The sequence below is a fragment of the Bradyrhizobium sp. genome (genome assembly GCF_030654605.1).
In the GTDB taxonomy this organism is placed as follows: domain Bacteria; phylum Pseudomonadota; class Alphaproteobacteria; order Rhizobiales; family Xanthobacteraceae; genus Bradyrhizobium.
The window spans coordinates 1-17,443 of the sequence record NZ_JAURXB010000079.1 but is presented as its reverse complement, the minus strand read 5'-3'; the positions used below and the strand labels follow the sequence as shown (position 1 = coordinate 17,443).

Annotated in this window: 19 protein-coding genes; 6 read left to right on the top strand and 13 right to left on the bottom strand. The window is 63.5% G+C overall.

The window, feature by feature from the left end:
* Nucleotides 1-4 precede the first annotated feature (4 nt).
* Both Q7U29_RS08270 and pxpB read right to left on the bottom strand, forming a co-directional pair.
* Nucleotides 5-1,030 carry a biotin-dependent carboxyltransferase family protein gene (locus Q7U29_RS08270; RefSeq protein ID WP_304740309.1) on the bottom strand — a complete coding sequence of 342 codons (1,026 nt, stop codon included), beginning with the start codon at nt 1,028-1,030 and terminating at the stop codon, nt 5-7.
* The gene (gene pxpB, locus Q7U29_RS08265) at nt 1,027-1,758 is read right to left on the bottom strand and encodes a 5-oxoprolinase subunit PxpB (RefSeq protein WP_304740307.1); all 732 of its coding nucleotides are present in this window, start codon (nt 1,756-1,758) and stop codon (nt 1,027-1,029) included. Before pxpB ends, Q7U29_RS08270 begins: the two co-directional genes overlap by 4 nt.
* 226 nt (nt 1,759-1,984) lie before the next feature.
* On the opposite strand from pxpB, the gene Q7U29_RS08260 reads away from it, so the two are divergent.
* Nucleotides 1,985-2,683, top strand: a complete 699-nt coding sequence (locus Q7U29_RS08260; RefSeq protein ID WP_304740306.1) for a ribonuclease activity regulator RraA — start codon at nt 1,985-1,987, stop codon at nt 2,681-2,683.
* A 41-nt stretch (nt 2,684-2,724) separates the two neighbouring features.
* Nucleotides 2,725-3,129 carry a cupin domain-containing protein gene (locus Q7U29_RS08255; protein WP_304740304.1) on the top strand — a complete coding sequence of 135 codons (405 nt, stop codon included), beginning with the start codon at nt 2,725-2,727 and terminating at the stop codon, nt 3,127-3,129.
* 175 nt (nt 3,130-3,304) lie between these two features.
* Here Q7U29_RS08255 and Q7U29_RS08250 read toward each other — a convergent pair whose 3' ends face one another.
* The 8 genes from Q7U29_RS08250 to Q7U29_RS08215 form a co-directional block, all read right to left on the bottom strand.
* Entirely contained in the window at nt 3,305-4,114 is an 810-nt protein-coding gene (locus Q7U29_RS08250; RefSeq protein ID WP_304740302.1) for a DUF2147 domain-containing protein, read from the bottom strand.
* A 196-nt stretch (nt 4,115-4,310) separates the two neighbouring features.
* Complete coding sequence (locus tag Q7U29_RS08245) at nt 4,311-4,742, bottom strand: hypothetical protein (protein ID WP_304740300.1); 432 nt, start codon at nt 4,740-4,742, stop codon at nt 4,311-4,313.
* Nucleotides 4,743-4,845: 103 nt separating this feature from the next.
* On the bottom strand, nt 4,846-6,270 hold the full coding sequence (locus Q7U29_RS08240; RefSeq protein ID WP_304740298.1) for an amidase: 1,425 nt from the start codon (nt 6,268-6,270) through the stop codon (nt 4,846-4,848).
* A 61-nt stretch (nt 6,271-6,331) separates the two neighbouring features.
* Nucleotides 6,332-7,321, bottom strand: a complete 990-nt coding sequence (locus Q7U29_RS08235; RefSeq protein ID WP_304740296.1) for a hydroxyacid dehydrogenase — start codon at nt 7,319-7,321, stop codon at nt 6,332-6,334.
* 36 nt (nt 7,322-7,357) lie between these two features.
* Nucleotides 7,358-8,458 carry an ABC transporter ATP-binding protein gene (locus Q7U29_RS08230; protein WP_304740294.1) on the bottom strand — a complete coding sequence of 367 codons (1,101 nt, stop codon included), beginning with the start codon at nt 8,456-8,458 and terminating at the stop codon, nt 7,358-7,360.
* A 5-nt stretch (nt 8,459-8,463) separates the two neighbouring features.
* Nucleotides 8,464-9,378, bottom strand: coding sequence for a carbohydrate ABC transporter permease (locus Q7U29_RS08225; RefSeq protein ID WP_304740293.1), 915 nt, complete (start codon nt 9,376-9,378; stop codon nt 8,464-8,466).
* Nucleotides 9,378-10,316, bottom strand: a complete 939-nt coding sequence (locus tag Q7U29_RS08220; RefSeq protein WP_304740291.1) for a carbohydrate ABC transporter permease — start codon at nt 10,314-10,316, stop codon at nt 9,378-9,380. Before Q7U29_RS08220 ends, Q7U29_RS08225 begins: the two co-directional genes overlap by 1 nt.
* A gap of 137 nt (nt 10,317-10,453) precedes the next feature.
* Nucleotides 10,454-11,794 carry an ABC transporter substrate-binding protein gene (locus Q7U29_RS08215; RefSeq protein WP_304740289.1) on the bottom strand — a complete coding sequence of 447 codons (1,341 nt, stop codon included), beginning with the start codon at nt 11,792-11,794 and terminating at the stop codon, nt 10,454-10,456.
* Between the two features lie 539 nt (nt 11,795-12,333).
* Here Q7U29_RS08215 and Q7U29_RS08210 point away from each other — a divergent pair.
* Both Q7U29_RS08210 and Q7U29_RS08205 read left to right on the top strand, forming a co-directional pair.
* Complete coding sequence (locus tag Q7U29_RS08210; RefSeq protein ID WP_304740287.1) at nt 12,334-13,044, top strand: Spy/CpxP family protein refolding chaperone; 711 nt, start codon at nt 12,334-12,336, stop codon at nt 13,042-13,044.
* 406 nt (nt 13,045-13,450) lie between these two features.
* Nucleotides 13,451-13,705 carry a PilZ domain-containing protein gene (locus Q7U29_RS08205; RefSeq protein ID WP_304740286.1) on the top strand — a complete coding sequence of 85 codons (255 nt, stop codon included), beginning with the start codon at nt 13,451-13,453 and terminating at the stop codon, nt 13,703-13,705.
* Nucleotides 13,706-13,816: 111 nt separating this feature from the next.
* Here the strand turns inward: Q7U29_RS08205 and Q7U29_RS08200 are convergent, their stop codons facing one another.
* The 3 genes from Q7U29_RS08200 to Q7U29_RS08190 all read right to left on the bottom strand — a co-directional run bounded on the left by Q7U29_RS08200 (nt 13,817) and on the right by Q7U29_RS08190 (nt 14,970).
* Nucleotides 13,817-14,476: a DsbA family protein gene (locus tag Q7U29_RS08200; RefSeq protein WP_304740284.1), complete on the bottom strand. Its 660-nt coding sequence runs from the start codon at nt 14,474-14,476 to the stop codon at nt 13,817-13,819.
* Nucleotides 14,477-14,510: 34 nt separating this feature from the next.
* Nucleotides 14,511-14,714, bottom strand: coding sequence for a hypothetical protein (locus Q7U29_RS08195; RefSeq protein ID WP_304740282.1), 204 nt, complete (start codon nt 14,712-14,714; stop codon nt 14,511-14,513).
* A 130-nt stretch (nt 14,715-14,844) separates the two neighbouring features.
* Nucleotides 14,845-14,970 (bottom strand): hypothetical protein, encoded by a 126-nt coding sequence (locus Q7U29_RS08190; RefSeq protein WP_304740280.1) that lies wholly within the window; start codon nt 14,968-14,970, stop codon nt 14,845-14,847.
* A 375-nt stretch (nt 14,971-15,345) separates the two neighbouring features.
* Here Q7U29_RS08190 and Q7U29_RS08185 point away from each other — a divergent pair, with 375 nt between their 5' ends.
* Both Q7U29_RS08185 and Q7U29_RS08180 read left to right on the top strand, forming a co-directional pair.
* Nucleotides 15,346-15,504 carry a hypothetical protein gene (locus tag Q7U29_RS08185; protein WP_304740279.1) on the top strand — a complete coding sequence of 53 codons (159 nt, stop codon included), beginning with the start codon at nt 15,346-15,348 and terminating at the stop codon, nt 15,502-15,504.
* 770 nt (nt 15,505-16,274) lie between these two features.
* Nucleotides 16,275-17,443 (top strand): tandem-95 repeat protein (locus Q7U29_RS08180; RefSeq protein WP_304740277.1); only part of this gene is annotated, 1,169 nt, incomplete at its 3' end.

The window sequence follows — 17,443 nt, the reverse complement described above, 5'->3', positions numbered from 1 at the left end:
TTGTTCAGGGCGACCATGTCGCCGCATCGACGGCGCTGACGGCGGCGCCGGCGACGTTGGCATCTTGCAGCGCTTCGATGTTCAGATCAAAGTTTTCGATCGGCCGGACACGGTCGGGCAGGGTGCGCAGGAACTCGGCCGATTTCCTGTACTCGGCCTGCGCTTCCGCCATGCTGACGGCCTTGAACCGGAAAGGCTTTCCCGCCGGGGTCTGGGCGAACCGCCCGAGATCGGCTGAAATCACGGTGGCGATCTTGGGGTAGCCGCCGCTGGTGCCGCGATCGGGCATCAGCACGATCGGCGCGCCATTGCCGGGCACCTGGATGCTGCCGTTGACGGTGCCGTCGGAGACGATGTTGTGGCCGTGCAGATGTTTGATCACGGGGCCTTCGAGCCGGTAGCCCATGCGGTCGCTGGTCGCCGATATCTTCCACTCCGACTCCAGAAACAGTTGTTTCTGGGCGTCGTCGAATTCGTCGTCCTGCGGACCCAGCACGACGCGGATCGGCGCCTCCGTCTCCGCGGGAAGATCGATCCGACGCTCGGCCGCGCCGCTGGCGGTTGCCACCTGCAATTCGTCGCCGGCCTGCAGCGGGCGCGGATAGGGACTGCCGAGGCCGGCGCGGGCATTGACCGCGAGACTGCCGAAGGTCGGCTCGCCCGCGATGCCGCCCTCTATTGCGAGATAACTGAAGGAACCAGCGCGCGCAAAGCCCAGCGTCAGCGTCTCGCCATCGGCGATCGTCATGGAGGTGTTGAATGCCGCGGCATGCCCTGAGATGTCGGCATTGCGCGAGGCGCCCGCCAGGGCGACGCGGACCGCGCCGTCTCGCGCGGTGAACGCGGCGCCAAACGGACCGATCTCGATCGCCGCCGCCATCGGTGCGTTGCCGGCCAGTACATTCGCCGCGGCCAGTGCGAGCCGATCCATCGCGCCGCTCGGCGTCAGCCCGTAGCGCTGGGCGCCGTGCCGACCGCCGTCCTGCACCGAGCTTGCGGGTCCGATCGCTGAAATCACGAGCTTGGTCATGCGGCGATCAATTCAGCGACTATCTCGCCAGCTTCGGCGGCGCGGTCCTGATCCGCGAAGGTTTTGGCGTCGACCGCGGCAAAGGTGACGGCGTCGCCGGGTTCCAGCAGGAAGGTGGGGTCGCGATGCAACTGATAGGTACGGACCGGCGTCCGTCCCAACAGATGCCAGCCGCTCGGTCCGGCGAGACACTGCACGCCGGTCTGCACACCTCCGATCGAGATCGTGCCGGCCGGCGTCAACAACCGCGGATTTTGCCGCCGCGACATGTGCAGCGATTTTTCCAACCCGCTGAGATAGGACCAACCCGGCGTAAAGCCGATCATGGCGACCCGGTAATCGCCGGCGACATGCCGCGCCACGATATCGTCGGGCGTGGTGTTCAGCGCTTTGGCGACGTCCTCGAGATCGATGCCGTGCTCGCCGCCATAGACCACGGGAATGCGCCAGCGCCGGGTTGTGGTGACCGGCGGAACCGGCAGCCGCGCCAGTGCCACCAGTTGCCCGCTCAGCGCGTCGAAACCGATCTGCACGGGATCGTAATGCACCAGCAGGGACCGATAGGTCGGCACCGTCTCGGTCACGCCGGCGATCGGCTCACGCGCGATCGTGCGATCGAGCGCCAGCACGCGCTGGTTGGCCGCGTCATCGATGTTACGGCTGAATTCCACCGTGATGGCGCTGTCGCCACTGGGCAAAAGACGGGGCGGGGGGAGCGTCGCGGACATGACCTCATGACTCTTCGGCGGATATCATGCTCTAGCGTGTTTTGCGCTGGAGTGGAATTCGCTTCGCGCAAATCAGCCTGCAAGTTCAATAAATTAATCCGCACACCTGTGATAAGAGGTGATGATCGCACCGCGCGATGCAGACCCCCAGCCAACGCCACTTGACGCGATGGCCGGGCCCCGCAAGATGCGCCGCCCATCAATCCCGACCGGAGCCGATTTCTCGATGTCCCTGACCCCTGAAGCGATCGCGACCCTGTCGCGCGTGTCCACCGCCACCATCACCACGGTTCTGCTCAAGAAGGGCCTGCGGAACGTCTGGATGCGGGGTTCGCGACCGCTGCGGCCGGGACAGCCCCGGCTGGTAGGGCCGGCCTTTACGCTGCGTTTCGTGCCGGCGCGGGAGGATCTGGCGACGCCGGAATCGTGGTCGTCGCCGATCTCGACCCGGACCGCGATCGAGGCCATGCCCGAAGGCTGCATCGCGGTGGTCGACGCCATGGGCGTCACCGACGCCGGCATCTTCGGCGACATCCTGTGCGCCCGCATGGCCAAGCGCGGCGTGGCGGCGCTGGTGACCGACGGCGTGGTGCGCGATCTCGAGGGCGTGCTCGGCACCGGCCTGCCGGTGTGGTGCGACGGTTTTGCGGCACCGCCCTCGGTCGCCGGGCTGACGTTCGTCGGCTGGGGCGAGCCGATCGGCTGCGGCGGCGTCGCGATCTTCCCGAATGACATCATCGTCGCCGACCAGGACGGCGCCGTGGTAATCCCGGCGGCATTCCTCGACCTCATTCTGGCCGAAGGCGCTGAGCAGGAGCGCATGGAAGCCTGGATCGTCGATCAGGTGAATGCCGGCGCGGTATTGCCGGGCCTCTATCCCATGAACGCCGAGACCAAGGCGCGCTACGCCGCTTCGAAGAAATAATCAGGGCGCAACGATAAAGCGTCGGCCACAAGGAGGACTCCATGGATATCTATCTCGCGGGATCGCGACCGACACGCCGGGCGCCCAAGGAGCATTTCACCGGCACGGTCTGGCAGGATCCGATCATCGCCACCGAGGCCCCGGCGCGGGTCGCCTCGAACCGCGTCTCCTTCGAGCCGGGCGCGCGGACCAATTGGCATACGCATCCGCTGGGGCAGACGCTTTACGTCCTCGCAGGTGTCGGCCGGGTCCAGACCAAGGGCGGCCCGATCCATGAGATACGGCCGGGCGACGTGGTGTGGATTCCCGCCGGTGAAAAGCATTGGCATGGCGCATCACCGACCAACGGCATGACCCACGTTGCGATGCAGGAAGCGCTGGACGGAAGTTTCGTCAACTGGATGGAGCCGGTGACCGACGCGGAATATGCGGCGAAGGTCGGGTGATTAACTGCGTGCCCCGGACGCAGCGCAGCGCCATAAGCGCGTTCACGCGCGTCTTCGACGCGCTATGGCGGTGCGCTGCTGAGCCGGGGCCATCTTCTGTGGGTGATGCGTGGGTCCCGGCCCTGCGGTGCACCGCCGAAGAGGCACTGCACAGCGTCCGGGACACGAGCGCAGCCTAGTTCAACCGGCTCCAGGTCTGGCCGCCGCAGAACATGCCGCCGAAAGCGCAGCCCTGAACGCGCAGCCGGTCCGACCCTTTCAGTGCGATCGTCGAATCATAAGTGCTGCCGCTGCTCGGATCCAGAATCCGTCCGCTCCACTTGGCGTCCTTGGCGGGCTTCATGTTGATCAGGACCTGTTCGCCGTTCTGGTTCGACTTGGCGTCGACGGAATACCCGCAGAGGTTGGGGCCGCATTGCTCGATCCGGACCTTGCCTTCCTTCTCTTCGGTCAGCCACACGCCGAGCGGCGAGTTGGCCGCGGCGGCTGCCTGCGGCTGCGGAGCAGGTGCCTGGGCGGGCGCCGCGGGAGCCGTCGCAGCGACAGGTGCGGGGGCCGGCTGCGCAGCAGCACGGGTCGGCGGATCCGGCTGGGCCTGCGGCACGGGCGCGCTGGGGGGAGGCTGGGTCGCGGTCGCGGCGGGAGCCACTGCGGCGGTTGCGGGTGCAGCAGCCACGGGAGCCGGCGCAGGCTCGATTGCGGTGGTCGCGGGCGCCGGAGCCTGTTGGGCCGGCGCAGATGCGGCGGCCGGTGCTTGTGGATCGCTCTTCGCTTGCTGCGGCGGCTGTTTGCGCAACCGGTCGCTGTCCTGGTCGTCGCGCGAGCGTTTGGCTTTCTTTCCGGTGTTGTCGTAGACGCCCGGGATCGAAACCGTGCCGCGATCGGGATCAATGGTAATGGTGCGTCCGCCGTAATCGAAGGTGTACTGGGCCTGCGCGGCGGTGCTTGCCAGCACAAATGCGGCGATCACAAAAAGCGTTCTCATCAAGACCTCCTGAACAGGTGAAACCTCAGTATTCACCGTACGTTGCGACAGTCTCCTGCAACGTGACCTACATCACTTTCATGGCAATGAGTCGTGGGCTAACAGATTTGGTTCAATAGGCGTTTGAGCAGCCAGTTTAGGTGACGGCGACGGACACGGTCAATTTTGGCGCCGGCCTCCCTCCGGCGCCCGAAAATTACATTTCGCCGACGTCCTTGCGGACCAAATTCGCCGCGGCGGCGCGTCCGGACATTTCGCTTCGGATCTGCTCGAAGCGCTGCCGCGCCTCGCTCGCGCGATTGTCCACAAACCTGATCGCTTCATCCGGCGCCAACGGTCCGCTGACAACCGGCGCGGAATTCTCGCCGATCGTCTCGTCGACAAAATATTCGTCATTGGCCTCGCGGCGAACCGTCCACCTGAAGCGGATCGCAGCCATCGGGCCGGGGCCGATTTTCGAATAGCCCTCAGCCTCGATCGGCTCGGGCGCAACAGGCACAACGGGCCGATCCTCCACCGCCGATTTCTCCGGTCCCGCCGATATCTCCGGCTCGCGTTGGGTTTCCGGATGATCGAGAATGCTGGCAATGGCCGCCAGCGCATGATCGGTCGGGTCGCTTTGATTCAAGATTTGAAGCCTCCGGCTTTCCGTGAACAGGCGAACAGGCGGAACTCCGCTGCCAGCGCCGAGTTCCCTTCCTCGCTCCTGAATGAGGCTGAGTTTTGTCAGTTTACGCGCAAACCGGAGGCAATTTGCCCTTCCAGGGCCGCGCCTGCTCCAGTTGAGCCGCCAGGCGGAACAAGGTTGCTTCGTCGCCGAAGCGTGCGGAAAACATCATGCCGAGCGGCAATCCGGCCGCATTCCATGCCAGCGGCACCGACATCGCAGGCTGGCCGGACATGTTGAACATGGCCGTCGCTGGCATGTAGCGCCGCAGGATCGGGGCGATATGCGACAGATCCTCCGACATCGTATTGAGTTCGCCGATCCGCAGCGGCGGCGAACAGAGCGTCGGGCACAGCAGCACATCGCAGCGCTCGAAGAACGTGGCGAGGGCGCGCGAAATCTGGAACGCGGCAAGTTGCGCGGCGACATAGTCGGTTGATGTCGCCTTTTGCGCGTTATGCGCGCTCGCCAGCGTCAACACTTCGAAATCGTCTGAAGTCATGGCGCGGCCGAAGAGCTGCTCGGCAAGCCGCACCGTCAGCGCGGTGTTGGCGGCCACGATGGTCGACATCACCACCGCCGGATCGGCGGCCAGCACCGGCGCGCGTTCCTCGACGTGATGGCCGAGGCCGGCGAGCAGCGCTGCGATCTCGCGCGTCGCCGCGGCGATTTCCGGATCGATGGCGTCGCCATACGGCGACTTGTCGGTGAAGGCAATGCGCAAGCGGCCGGGATCGCGGCCGACTTCCTCGAGGAAGGGCCGCTCGGGCTGCGGCGCCACATAGGGGCTCGACGTTTCAGGCCCGTGAATCGCATCCAGCATCGCCGCACTGTCGCGCACGCTGATGCTGACGACATGGCCGCAGGAAAATCCGCCCCAGCCTTCGCCCCGATCGGGCCCGAGCGGGGTGCGCGCCCGGGTCGGCTTCAACCCGAACACGCCGGATGCGGAGGCCGGAATCCGGATCGAGCCGCCGCCGTCGCTGGCATGCGCGACCGGCAGTATGCGCGCCGCGACCGCCGCGGCGGCGCCGCCGGATGAGCCGCCCGACGAATGCGCCAGATTCCACGGATTGCGGGTCGGCCCGAACAGGCGCGACTCGGTGGTCGGCATCAGACCGAACTCCGGACTGGAGGTCTTGCCGAAGATCGCGAGGCCGGCGTCGAGGAAGCGCTGGGCGAGGGTGCCGCTGTGGTTGGCAACATTGTTCTTGTAGATGCTGGCGCCAAAGGTGGTCCGCGTGCCCTCGAGCAGTTCCAGATCCTTGAGCAGAAACGGCACGCCGGTGAAGGGACCATCGGCCAGCCCCTTGTCGATCTGCCGCTTCGCATCGTCGTAATGCTTGACCACGACCGCGTTGATCTGTGGATCGACCCTGGCGGTGCGGGCGATCGCCTCGTCCAGCAGCTCGGTGGCGCTGACCTGCTTCTTGCGGACGAGATCGGCGAGGCCGATCCCGTCATAGTTGCCGTATTCCTTGAAAGCCATGCGGATATCCGTGGGGAAGTGCCGAAGCGTTTCATTCAGGTCGGACGCGGTCGCACCCAGCTCAGCCGAGCACGTCCTGGTTGATGACGTTCTGGCGCAGCGGCTGGCCGTCGAGCGCGCTCAGGATATTGCGGGCGGTTTGCTCGCTCATCCGGTCGACCGCCTCCCGCGTCACACCCGCCACGTGCGGCGCCATGATGACATTGGGAAGCGCGAACAGCGAATGGCCGGACGGCGGCGGCTCCTGCTCGAACACGTCGAGACCCGCGCCGGCAAGCTTGCCGGACGACAGCACGTCATACAGCGCCGGCTCGTCGATGATGCCGCCGCGCGCGGTGTTGATCAGGTAGGCGGTCGGCTTCATGCGCGCCAGCCGCGCCGCGTTGAACATCCCGACGGTCTCGGGGTTCTTCGGACAGTGAATGCTGACAAAATCGGCGCGCGGCAGCGCCGCATCGAGATCGGCGATCGGCTCGCAGCCGGCGGCCGCAATTTCGGCGGCGGGCTTGTAGGGGTCGTAGATCAGGACGTTCATTTCCATGGCCAGGCAGCGCTTGGCGGTGCGCGTGCCGATGCGGCCGAAGCCTATGATCAGCACGGTCTTGCCGTAGAGGTCGTAGGGCAACATGCCGAGCCGGCTGGCCCATTTTCCGTCCTTGACGATGGAGTGCATTTCGACCGCGCGCTTGGCCAGGGTCAGCATCATGAACAGCGCCTGTTCGGCAACCGACGGCGAATTCGCGGTGCCCGCGACCATCAGCGGGACCTTGCGGCGGCTCAGCGCGGGAACGTCGACGGCGTCGAAACCGACGCCGATCCGGGTCACCACCTTCATGTCGCCGGAGGCCTCCAGCTCCGGTTCGCCGAACCGGGTGGCGCCGAGCGCGACGCCATGGACCGGCGCATGCTCCCTGAGCTTGGCCTCGAAATCCCCGGCGGAAATCATGTTCGGGAATTCGACGAGGTCGAGGTCGTCGCGTGCCTGCAGCAGAACTCTTCCGGCCTGCGAAAACGATTCAGTGATGAAGATTTTCTTCTTGTTGGTCGTCATTCGCGTGCCCCTGCTGCGTTTCTCGTCGTGCGGTCGTCAAATGACGGCGCCTGTGGCCTCATTTAGCAGGTGCATATTGTTGAGGTCTATCGCCAATCGCATCGGGGCGCCCGCGCGCGCGTCGGCGTTGGGATTGACCCGACCGCAGATCTCGACACCCTCCATGATGAAATAAATCATCGTCTCCATGCCCATCGGTTCGATCACATCAAGTACCGCATCGAAGTTCTCGACGCCGGGCTCCGCGTGCGGACTGGCTTCGGTGATGTGTTCGGGGCGCAGGCCGAGCTGCAGCCTGTCGGTCCGCGACACGTTCTTGTAACGCTCGGCGCGGGCCGGCGGCAGCGGGAAGGCGATGCTGTCGGTCAGGCGGATGTGCATCTTGCCGCCGACGTCCTCCAGCCGGCAGGCCATGAAATTCATCGCCGGCGAACCGATGAAGCCGGCGACGAAGCGCGTGGCCGGGTTGTGATAGAGTTCGTTCGGGGTCCCGATCTGCTCGATCCGGCCATTGTTCATGACCACGACCCGGTCGGCGAGCGTCATCGCCTCGACCTGGTCGTGGGTGACGTAGACGGTGGTGGTGCGGACCTTCTGGTGCACCTTCTTGATCTCGATCCGCATTTGCACCCGCAATTTGGCGTCGAGATTCGACAACGGCTCGTCGAACAGAAACACCTTGGGGTTTCGCACGATGGCGCGGCCCATCGCGACGCGCTGGCGCTGGCCGCCGGACAGCTGCTTCGGCTTGCGGTCGACCAGTTCGACGATATCCAGCATGCGGGCGGCTTCGTCGACCCGGGTCTTGATCTCGGCTTTCGGATAGCGCTTCAGCCGCAGTCCGAACGACATGTTCTCCGCCACCGTCATATGCGGATAGAGCGCGTAGTTCTGGAACACCATGGCGATGTCGCGATCCTTCGGCGGCACGTCGTTGACGACGTCGCCCCCGATCATGATATCGCCGTCGGTGATATCCTCCAGCCCCGCGATCATCCGCAGCGTGGTCGACTTGCCGCAGCCCGATGGTCCCACCAGCACGACGAATTCATGGTCGGCGATGTCGAGATCGATGCCGCGCACCGCCTCGACCTCGTCGTAACGTTTGACAACCTTGCGCAACGTGACGTCAGCCATTGAGTTCAACCCTTTGTCGCACCGGCGGTCAGGCCGGCAATGTAATAGTCCATCAGGAAGGCGTAGATGATCAGCGGCGGGGCGGCGCCGAGCAGGGCGCCGGTCATGATCTGTCCCCAGGCGAACACGTCACCCTTGATCAGGGTGGTGATGATGCCGACCGGCAGCACCAGCTGATCGGTCGACGTCGTGAACACCAGTGGATAGAGGAATTGCGCCCAGGACACCGTGAACGCGAAGATGGTCGCGGCGATCAGGCCCGGCAGGGCGACCGGAATGAAGATCCGCGTCAGCGTCTGGAACCAGGACGCGCCGTCGATGATGGCGGCCTCGTCCAGCTCCTTGGGGATGGAGGCGAAATATCCGATCATGATCCAGGTGCAGAACGGCACGGTCAGCGTCGGATAGACGATCAGGAGCACGTACCATTTGTTGATCAGCTGGATCCCGGTCAGATCGCCGAACACCACGAACATCTTGAACAGCGGCAGGAACAGCAGCGTCTCCGGGATCAGATAGGTGAGAAAAACCCCGGTTGCGAGCGTTGCCGAGCCCCAGAACCGCATCCGCGCCAGCGCGAATGCCGCCGGCACGCTGATCAGCATGGTGATGGTCACGACGAAGATCGAGACCAGCGCCGAATTGCGGAAGAAGGTCAGGAACTGGTTCGACGTCAGCAGTTCGACGTAGTTCGACAATGTCGGATGGTAGACCCACCACGGATTGGTCGCCGCCGAGATTTCGGCGCTGGTCTTCAGCGACGTAATCAGCATGTAGAGGGGCGGCACCAGCGCGAAGATCGCGAACAAGGTGAGGAAGAAGTACGACCATCGCAGCGCCCAGGTGCGGTCTCGGCTCATGCTGCGCAGTTTGACGGCGCGGGTCGGCGCTGATTTGTCGATCACGGCGGTGCTGGTCATCAGGCTTCATTCCCACGTTTGTTGATATCGCGCAGGATGAACACCGCCGCGATTGCGAGGATCGGTATCATGAACAGCGAGACGCTGGCACCCAGCGGGATGTCGCCGCCCTCGATACCGATGCGGAATGCCCATGTCGCGAAGATATGGGTGCGGTCGAGCGGTCCGCCGGCCGTCAGGATACGAACGATGTCGAAGTTGGCGAAGGTGACGATCAGGGAAAACAGCGTGGTGATCGCGATGATATTTCGCATCATCGGCAGCGTGACGTACCAGATGCGCTGCCACCAGTTGGCGCCATCGATGGCTGCGGCCTCATAGAGCTGATCGGGCACCGACTTCAGCGAAGCCAGATACATGATCATGAAGAACGGAGCGCCGACCCAGATGTTGACCAGGATGACCGAGAACCGGGCCCATCCGGTCTCTCCGGTCCAGGGAATCCGGTCGACGCCGACGCCCGCCAGCAGATAGTTGAAGGCGCTGTACGACGGGTCGAACAGCCACAACCACGCCAGCGTGCTCATGGCCGGCGGAATCACCCACGGCACCAGCAGCATTCCGCGCCACTTGCGCTGGCCCTTGGCCGGAATGTTGTGGACGAAATGGGCGACGACGAACCCGATCAGCGCCTTGAAGATCACGGCGGTGATCGCGAAAATGCAGGACTGCTCGACTACCAGCCAGAACGTCTCGCGGGTGAAGAGGAACTGGAAATTTCCAAGGCCGACGAAGCGCTGCATCGACTTGTTCAGGGTCGCCAGATGCAGCGAGTAGAACGCGGGATAGATGACCAGAAGCGAGATCAGCAGGATCAGCGGCAGCGTCATCAGAAAGGCCGCGGTGGATTTTCGCTTCAGCGCGGTTCGCAAACTGTCGCGCTTGCGTCTCTTTGGCGCAGCGGCGGCTTTGTTCCGTTCAACCGCGACATCAACCATGATGCATCTTCCTCGCGAAGCTCGATTTCAGATAAGTGAGATTTTTCCGCGTCGGGAAGCCGGCGCGCGCCGGTTCCCGATCGTGTCGGCAGGCGGGTGCCGCCGCGGCCCGCGTCGGGCCGTGGCGGCTGCTCCCCTCAGCTCCGCATGAAGCCTTCGAGTTCGCCTTGCGCCCAGGCCAGCGTCTTCTCCATGGCTTCGCCCCGGTAGTAACGCACGCACATCTTGGTCAGGGTCGCCTGGGTGTAGATCTGCTGGGCAATCTTCGGCGGCGCTCCCGCTGCCGAGATCGAAAGCTTCTGGTGGTTGTGCGGATTCGGATAGTGGTAGAGCGTCCCCTTCGGGGGACTTTCCTCCGCCCAGGTCTTCAGCGTGGTGAGTTTCTCGAACGCCGGCAAGTCGTAGCCGCCGCTCGCCGCCACCAGCTTCTCCACCGCAGCTGGTTGCGACAGATGCGTCAACAGGCTCTTGGCCGCCGGCTTGTTCTTGCCGAAGTTCCAGACGCTCCAGAAATACGGAAGGTATGGGGCAAAACGGCCCTTCGGTCCGATCGGGAAGCCGTGGGTCCAGCATTGCTCGGCGATCTGCGGCGCATCGCGCTTGGCGACAGCCCAGGCGCTCGGCGGGTTCATGATCAACGCGCCCTTGCCCGAGACCAGCCACCTGTTGTTGGAACCATCGTCCCATGCCGGCGCGTCCGACGGCAGGAATGCCATCAGCTTCTTGTAGTATTCCAGAACCTGCCGAACGTTGTCATTCTTCACGACGACGTCGCCCTTGGCATTGACGACCTCTGCGCCGAAAGACAGGAAGAACGCGCCGACGGTGTCGACGGAGTCGCTGGTTTCGCCAAGACCGATGCCGAAGGGAACGCCGCCCTTGTGGCAGTCCTCGGCCGCTTTCAAGAACGCATCCGTGGTCCAGGCATCGGCCTTCGGCGCCGCGCCGGCAGGGTACATGGCCTGGACGTCGATCTTGGCGTGCTGCTTCATCAGATCGATGCGGGAGCAGGGGCCCTTGATCTGGCTGCCGATGCAGGCCGGCACGGCCAGCCACTTGTCGCCGGATTTGCCGAGATACCTGACGGTGCCGTTGACTTCGCCGTTCTGCTTGATGAGCGCTTCGACGACATCGTTCATGGGCTCGAGCAGATCTGCCTGCGCATGTGGCCACCAGGTCGGCATCGCGAGAATGTCGTGGCCGGACTTGGCCTGGGCTTCGGCGGCGATGGTCAGGAGGTTCTTGTTGCCCTGGCTCGGGATGTAGTCGATCGTAACCTCGACTTTCTCCTTGGCGGCCCATTCATTGACGAGTTCGGTTGAGGCCTTGTTCGCTCCGGGCACCCAATGATCCCAGAAACCGATATTGAGTTTGCCGGCCGCATTGGCCGATCGGATATACGGCGCCGTTATCAGTGCCGCCGATGACATGGCGGTAGCAGCTACGAATTGTCGTCGAGAAAGCTTCTTCCGTGACATTGGCATTCTCTCCCTGGTGAGCCAATCAAGATGCGATTGGTGATCTCGTTTTTTGTTTTTCATCCGCCGCCGGGCAGGCCGAGATGGCATTGCAAGACGTCGCAGAGACTCCGTTATTGACGATCAGAGCAGAATTGCCGGCGTCTGTCGAGAAATCCGGTGCCGCAACCCGAAGAACTAACGTTGTGCTCAAACCGGCCGCAGCGGATTGTCGATGATCGGCGGTGATTGCTGAACCGGAAGCGCGCGGCCGGGCAGTGTGGCCTGGTGACGTATATTGCGCCGCACACATGCCGCGCGCGCTGCCATCTCGTATGGAATCGTGCATCCCGGGAGCGCAATCGCGCATCCCGGATGCGCAATCGCGCCGCAGGTTCCGTCGCGACCGGCTTGAGTTCGCGCCTGCGTTGGCGGTTTCACCGTGATGACCGTCGCTTTGCAGCATAGACGGGGCTGATGCGAAAACGATAATGTCCGACTCAACACCAAGCGCTGCCGGATCCGCGCCCGCCTGTCGCAATCACCATGGAGACCGACGAATGATCAACCCGACACCCGTAGCGCGTACGCGGTTGAGATTGCACCTTGTGCTTGGCGCAGTTGTTGCGATGCTGCTCGGCGCTCCCTCGACGGTAAACGCACAGGTGGTCGAGGGCGTTCAAAAAGGCGCTCGCGAAGGCAACAAGGCCGCCGGACCGGTCGGCGGCGTGTTGGGTGGCGCGATCGGTGGCGTGGTCGGCGTCTTTACCGGCGTCCTCGGCGCCGGGCAACAGAAGGCATCGCCGCCATCGGCGAATGAGAAACAAGGCAGCTCGGCAAAATCCGAAAAGGCTTCCAGGGGCAAGAAGGGCGCCAAGCAGAACGCCGTGCTGACCCAGGACGGTGCTCCGCAATTGACCGCCGAACAGATCGTGGCCAACAGCGATGCGAATATCGAGCGGATCAAGACTGAATTGAAGCTGACGCCCGAGCAGGAGAAGCATTGGGCCGGCTTCAACAGCGCGATGCACTATCTCGGTCACAACGGCGCCGACCGCCTCAATCTGCGCGTGGCACGCGCCAAGCGCGACCCGCCGGACGATATTATCGAGCAAATGCGCAACGAAGCCCAGTTCCTCAACGACCGCGCGGTCGACCAGCGCAATGTCGCCGATGCGGCCGAGCCGCTGTTTGCGAGCCTCGACGAAAAGCAAAAAGCGCGGTTCATCGAGGAGATGGTGCGGCTGAGCCGGGAGCGCGGGCTGGATTAGCGCGAATAGCCGGGCACGCGTGCCTCTGGGGTAGGGGTCGAAGGCGCGGCACCCGGCTATCCTGCCGCAGCGGCGCGGCCATTCAACTCGTCACGCAATATTGGGGAAACGCCGACCAATTCAGGCCCGAGTGATGGCTGACTCGGGGCGTTGTCGGGACATCCGACCGCTCCGACGAAAGCCTGTCGGTGCGCAAGGCGGATGCGCATGATGCGCTGCAGCTTGCCCGACCGGGCCCGGGGTTCTGAAGGGTGACTACAGATTGCCGCAGATGCCAGGCTCGTGCGAAGGGCGAGTCCAAGGCCCGCGGATGTTGCGGGTTCGCGGGAACGCAGCATGACAGAGCGCGATTTATTTATGGTTTGGCGCTAGGCTTTCGCGCAGATGCCAGCCAGGGCCGACGCCGATGGAAGAAAAACGAAAACACCCGCGCACCGAAGTCAATGAAACGGCTTTCGTTTCGTCCGGCGGCTCGGTCATGAGCTGCACGGTCCGGAACATCTCGGCCGAGGGCGCGGCCATCGATATCGAGAACCCGGCCTTCGTCCCCGCACGGTTTCGTCTGGTGATGGCCAATGGCTCGTCGGTCCACGAATGTCAGGTGGCCTGGATCCAGCGTAACCGTATCGGCCTGACCTTCGTCGAGACGGCGCCGACATAGCGCCGTCCGAACCGGGCAGGGGCGCCATGACGCTCCCCTCGATATGTTCTTGTTGGCGCCATCACCGGCGAGGGCGCCGTACAGAACGAGGGCAACGCGACCCGGTAGCGGCTACTTCTTCAGCAGCGGCTTCAGTATCTCTTCCAGTTCCTCGAACGACATGGCGCCCTTGAGCCTTTCGCCATTGACGAAAAACGTCGGCGTCGATTCCACCTTGATGACCTCATGGGCAAACCGCTGGTCGGCGGCGAGTTTGTCGAGCAGGGTCTGATCCCTGCCGCAGGTCTCGACAGCCTGTTCGGTCATGCCGGCCTGCTTGCCGATCACCCGCAAGGTCATGTTGGTCTGCGCCATCAGCATCTGCTGTTGCTGGAACAGGAGCTGGACCGTGCCGAAAAATTTCTCGGCATCGCCATTGGCGGCGCAGCGCGCCAGCATCGATGCCGCTGCGGCCTTGATGTCGAGTGGAAACTCCCGGAACACGAAACGCACCTTGCCGGTATCGATATATTTCGCGCGCAGCATCGGGAACACGTTTTCGCCGAACGTCGCGCAATGCGGGCAACTCATCGACGAATATTCGGTGATGGTCACCGGCGCGTCGGCGGGGCCGAGCGCCATGTCCGGCAGCGAGACCGGCTGTGCCACAAGAGCCGCGGTGGCGAGCTGCGCCATCGCGCCGCCGGTCGGATGCAGCGACATCAACCCGAGCAGTGCGGCAAAACCGGCCCGGGTCAGCGCGACCTTGAAGGCCCGGCGAAGTGCGACCAACCGACAGCTCCCTTGCAGGTCAGTTTCCTGCAATTCAGTTCCTTGACGTGCCGAGAATGCTGGCAACGGTCTTCGCCGTGATCGCAAGCCGCTCCGAGGTGCTGTGGGCTTTCAGCCGTTCCCTGGCGCGCTCCTCGATCAACAGGTCGATAAAGGCCAGCCGGCTGGACTCGTCGACGGCTTCGGCCAGCAGGGTCCGATAGCGGTGGTAGTCAAATCCCTCGTCCTGCTTACTCATCCCACGCCCCCGCGCACTATTTCCGGTTGAAGTGTCTATCAGCCTGCGGAGCGGTGCAACAGCCTGTTGCGAGCATGCCTCCCGTGCAGTGCTTGGTCGCCTCCGTGACGGTATGATTGGGGAGAGGGACCTATTTGGCTTGCTGGGTCTTGGGCCGGGCGGCTTCCTGGACGCGCACGGCCATCCAGGCATCGTATTCGGGCGTGCCACGCCGCGGCGGAACTCCGGAAGGGATGCCGCCCATCCAGTGCGGCATGTCCGCTATCCGTTCCCCCGCTGTTTTCCCTCCGGCGCAGGACGACAGCACGATGCATGCAAGGCACAGCAAGGCGCAATCAAGCAATGGCGGGAATCGATTCATCCGCGCGGGATGCCATGGCAATGTGGCGGTCCCGACCCGCAATCAAGGCCGGGATGGGACCACACAGGTTCCGTTAACCATGAGCAGCCTCGCCAACGCGTTGGTTGGAGCCGCTCCAGGCCGGTTCGCGCGGCAATTTTTCCGGCCGGAATGTTTGTTAACCAACGGCGTCTAACGTTGGCGTAATCGCGGGCCTCGTAACTCATACCGCGAGAACTAACGAAACCCGCCGTCCTCAACCGGCGGGTTTCTTCGTGAGAAAGATTGCCGATGTCGTTATCCTCAGCAAAAAATTATGCGCTTCGCGCCGCGCGGTCGCAGGACGAGAAAGAAGCGATCGAACTGCTCTCGAAGGCCATCCTGGAACTGGCCGCCTCGATCGAGAACACCGACGCCAAGGTGAAGCAGATCAACAAGTCCAAGGGGTGAAATGCAGGGGCTGACGGACGATCGCGTCGACGCAGTCTTCATCGCTTCCGGGGAGGGCGGTGACGTCCGGCGGTCGCCGGATCACCAGTGATCTTCGTTTTCGAGAATTCGCACTTCGGGCATTTGAAGACATGCTTCTCGGCGCCGTTGGCGGCGGGCTCTCGGCTTGCCAGTTCCATTCGCGTTCGACACATGGCGCAGCGAGGCGGCTTGATCGTCTCGAGGGGCGGGGCGGCTGGGGTGTCAGAATACGGCATGGCTCATCCAAGCGGTTTCGATGGCAGGATGGTCATGGCGGCTGACCACCAAGAGGTCCGACGGGCAGATCGGTTTTACAACAATGTCGGCGCGGCCGTTTCAGCGTGCCGTTCTAGCAAAAGTATTGGAGGCTAGGCACCACAACTTCAGCAGCATTTGCCGGCTTTGGTTTGGTGACAAGGTTAAGCTGAATTTCTGTCACGGCGGTCACGAACCCTACTTGACGTCGTCGATCTATTCGCAGAGCTTCCATCAAAAGCATTTCAATAAATTAATCAGTTTCCAGCCTGGCAGCACATTTTGCGCTGCAAATTACCACATTGATTCTTGGGCCGTGTGCTGACCTTCGCAATAGCAGCAGAAATTGCGACGGCTCACCCGAATCGGTGATCCGTTATCCAGATCCTGCCTCAACATCAGGATTAGGAAGTATTTGCCAAAGAGTTCTCGACCGGGTCCTTCCCGATCGCCAAAGACCCCGTTCATTTTTAATTCTTTTGGGAGGCACAGCCATGTCGATTATCCTCGGAACAAGCGGCAACAACACTCTCGTCGGCACAAGCAGCAGCGACCTCATCCTCGCCGGGGCTGGTAACGACACCATCGCCGCAGGCGCTGGCAATGATGTGGTGGACGCCGGCTCCGGGAACGACACGGTTGATGGAGGGGCAGGGAACGACCTGATTTACGGCGGTGCCGGCAACGATGCCCTGAATGGCGGTGCAGGTATCGACATTCTGATCGGCGGCGCCGGAAACGATTCTCTGGTCGGCGGATCGGACGCAGACGTCCTTGCCGGTGGCGCGGGAAACGACACTCTGGATGGTGGATCGGGGACTGACATCGTCAGCGGTGCCGACGGCAACGACACCCTTGTCTATCGCGTCAGCGAGAACGTCGGCTCGCTCGACCTGTATGATGGAGGCCATGGACGCGACACCCTGCGGGTTTTCGCAACCAGCGCCCAGGCGGCATCCAGCGGGTTTGTGGAGGACATTGCGCGACTGCGCTGGCTGATCGACCATACGGGCAGCGCGACCACCTTCCTGGACAGCCTCGGCCTGCAAGTCGTTTCGATTGAACGGGTGGAAGTCATTATCGTTGGCGGTGGAAGCAATACCGGTCCGACTGCCGTCGCCGACAATGTAGCCGCGATCGAAGACACCGCGATCACGATAACCGCGGCCTCCCTTCTGAGCAATGATACCGACCCCGATGCCGGCGACACCCGTACATTGGTGTCGGTCGCAAGCGGGCAGAACGGAACAGCAGTCCTCGATCAGTCCGGCAACGTCATCTTCACGCCCGCTGCCAATTTCTCCGGCACCGCGAGTTTCACGTATACGATGCGGGACGCCGCGGGCGCGACCTCGACCGCAACCGTTTTCGTCAGCGTAGCGGGCGTGGCCGACGCGCCGACGCTGACGGCGGGCAACGCCAGCGGTGATGAGGACACCGGGATTCCGCTTTCGATCGCCGCGACGCAGACCGACACGTCGGAAACGCTTTCGATCCTGATCAGCGGCGTTCCCGCGGGAGCGACGCTGAGCGCCGGCGCCGACAATGGCGACGGCACCTGGTCGCTGACATCGGCGGAGCTGAGCGGCCTGACGCTGATGCCACCCTCGAACTTCTCGGGCGCGATCGTCCTGACGGTGAGCGCCACCAGCGCCGACGGTTC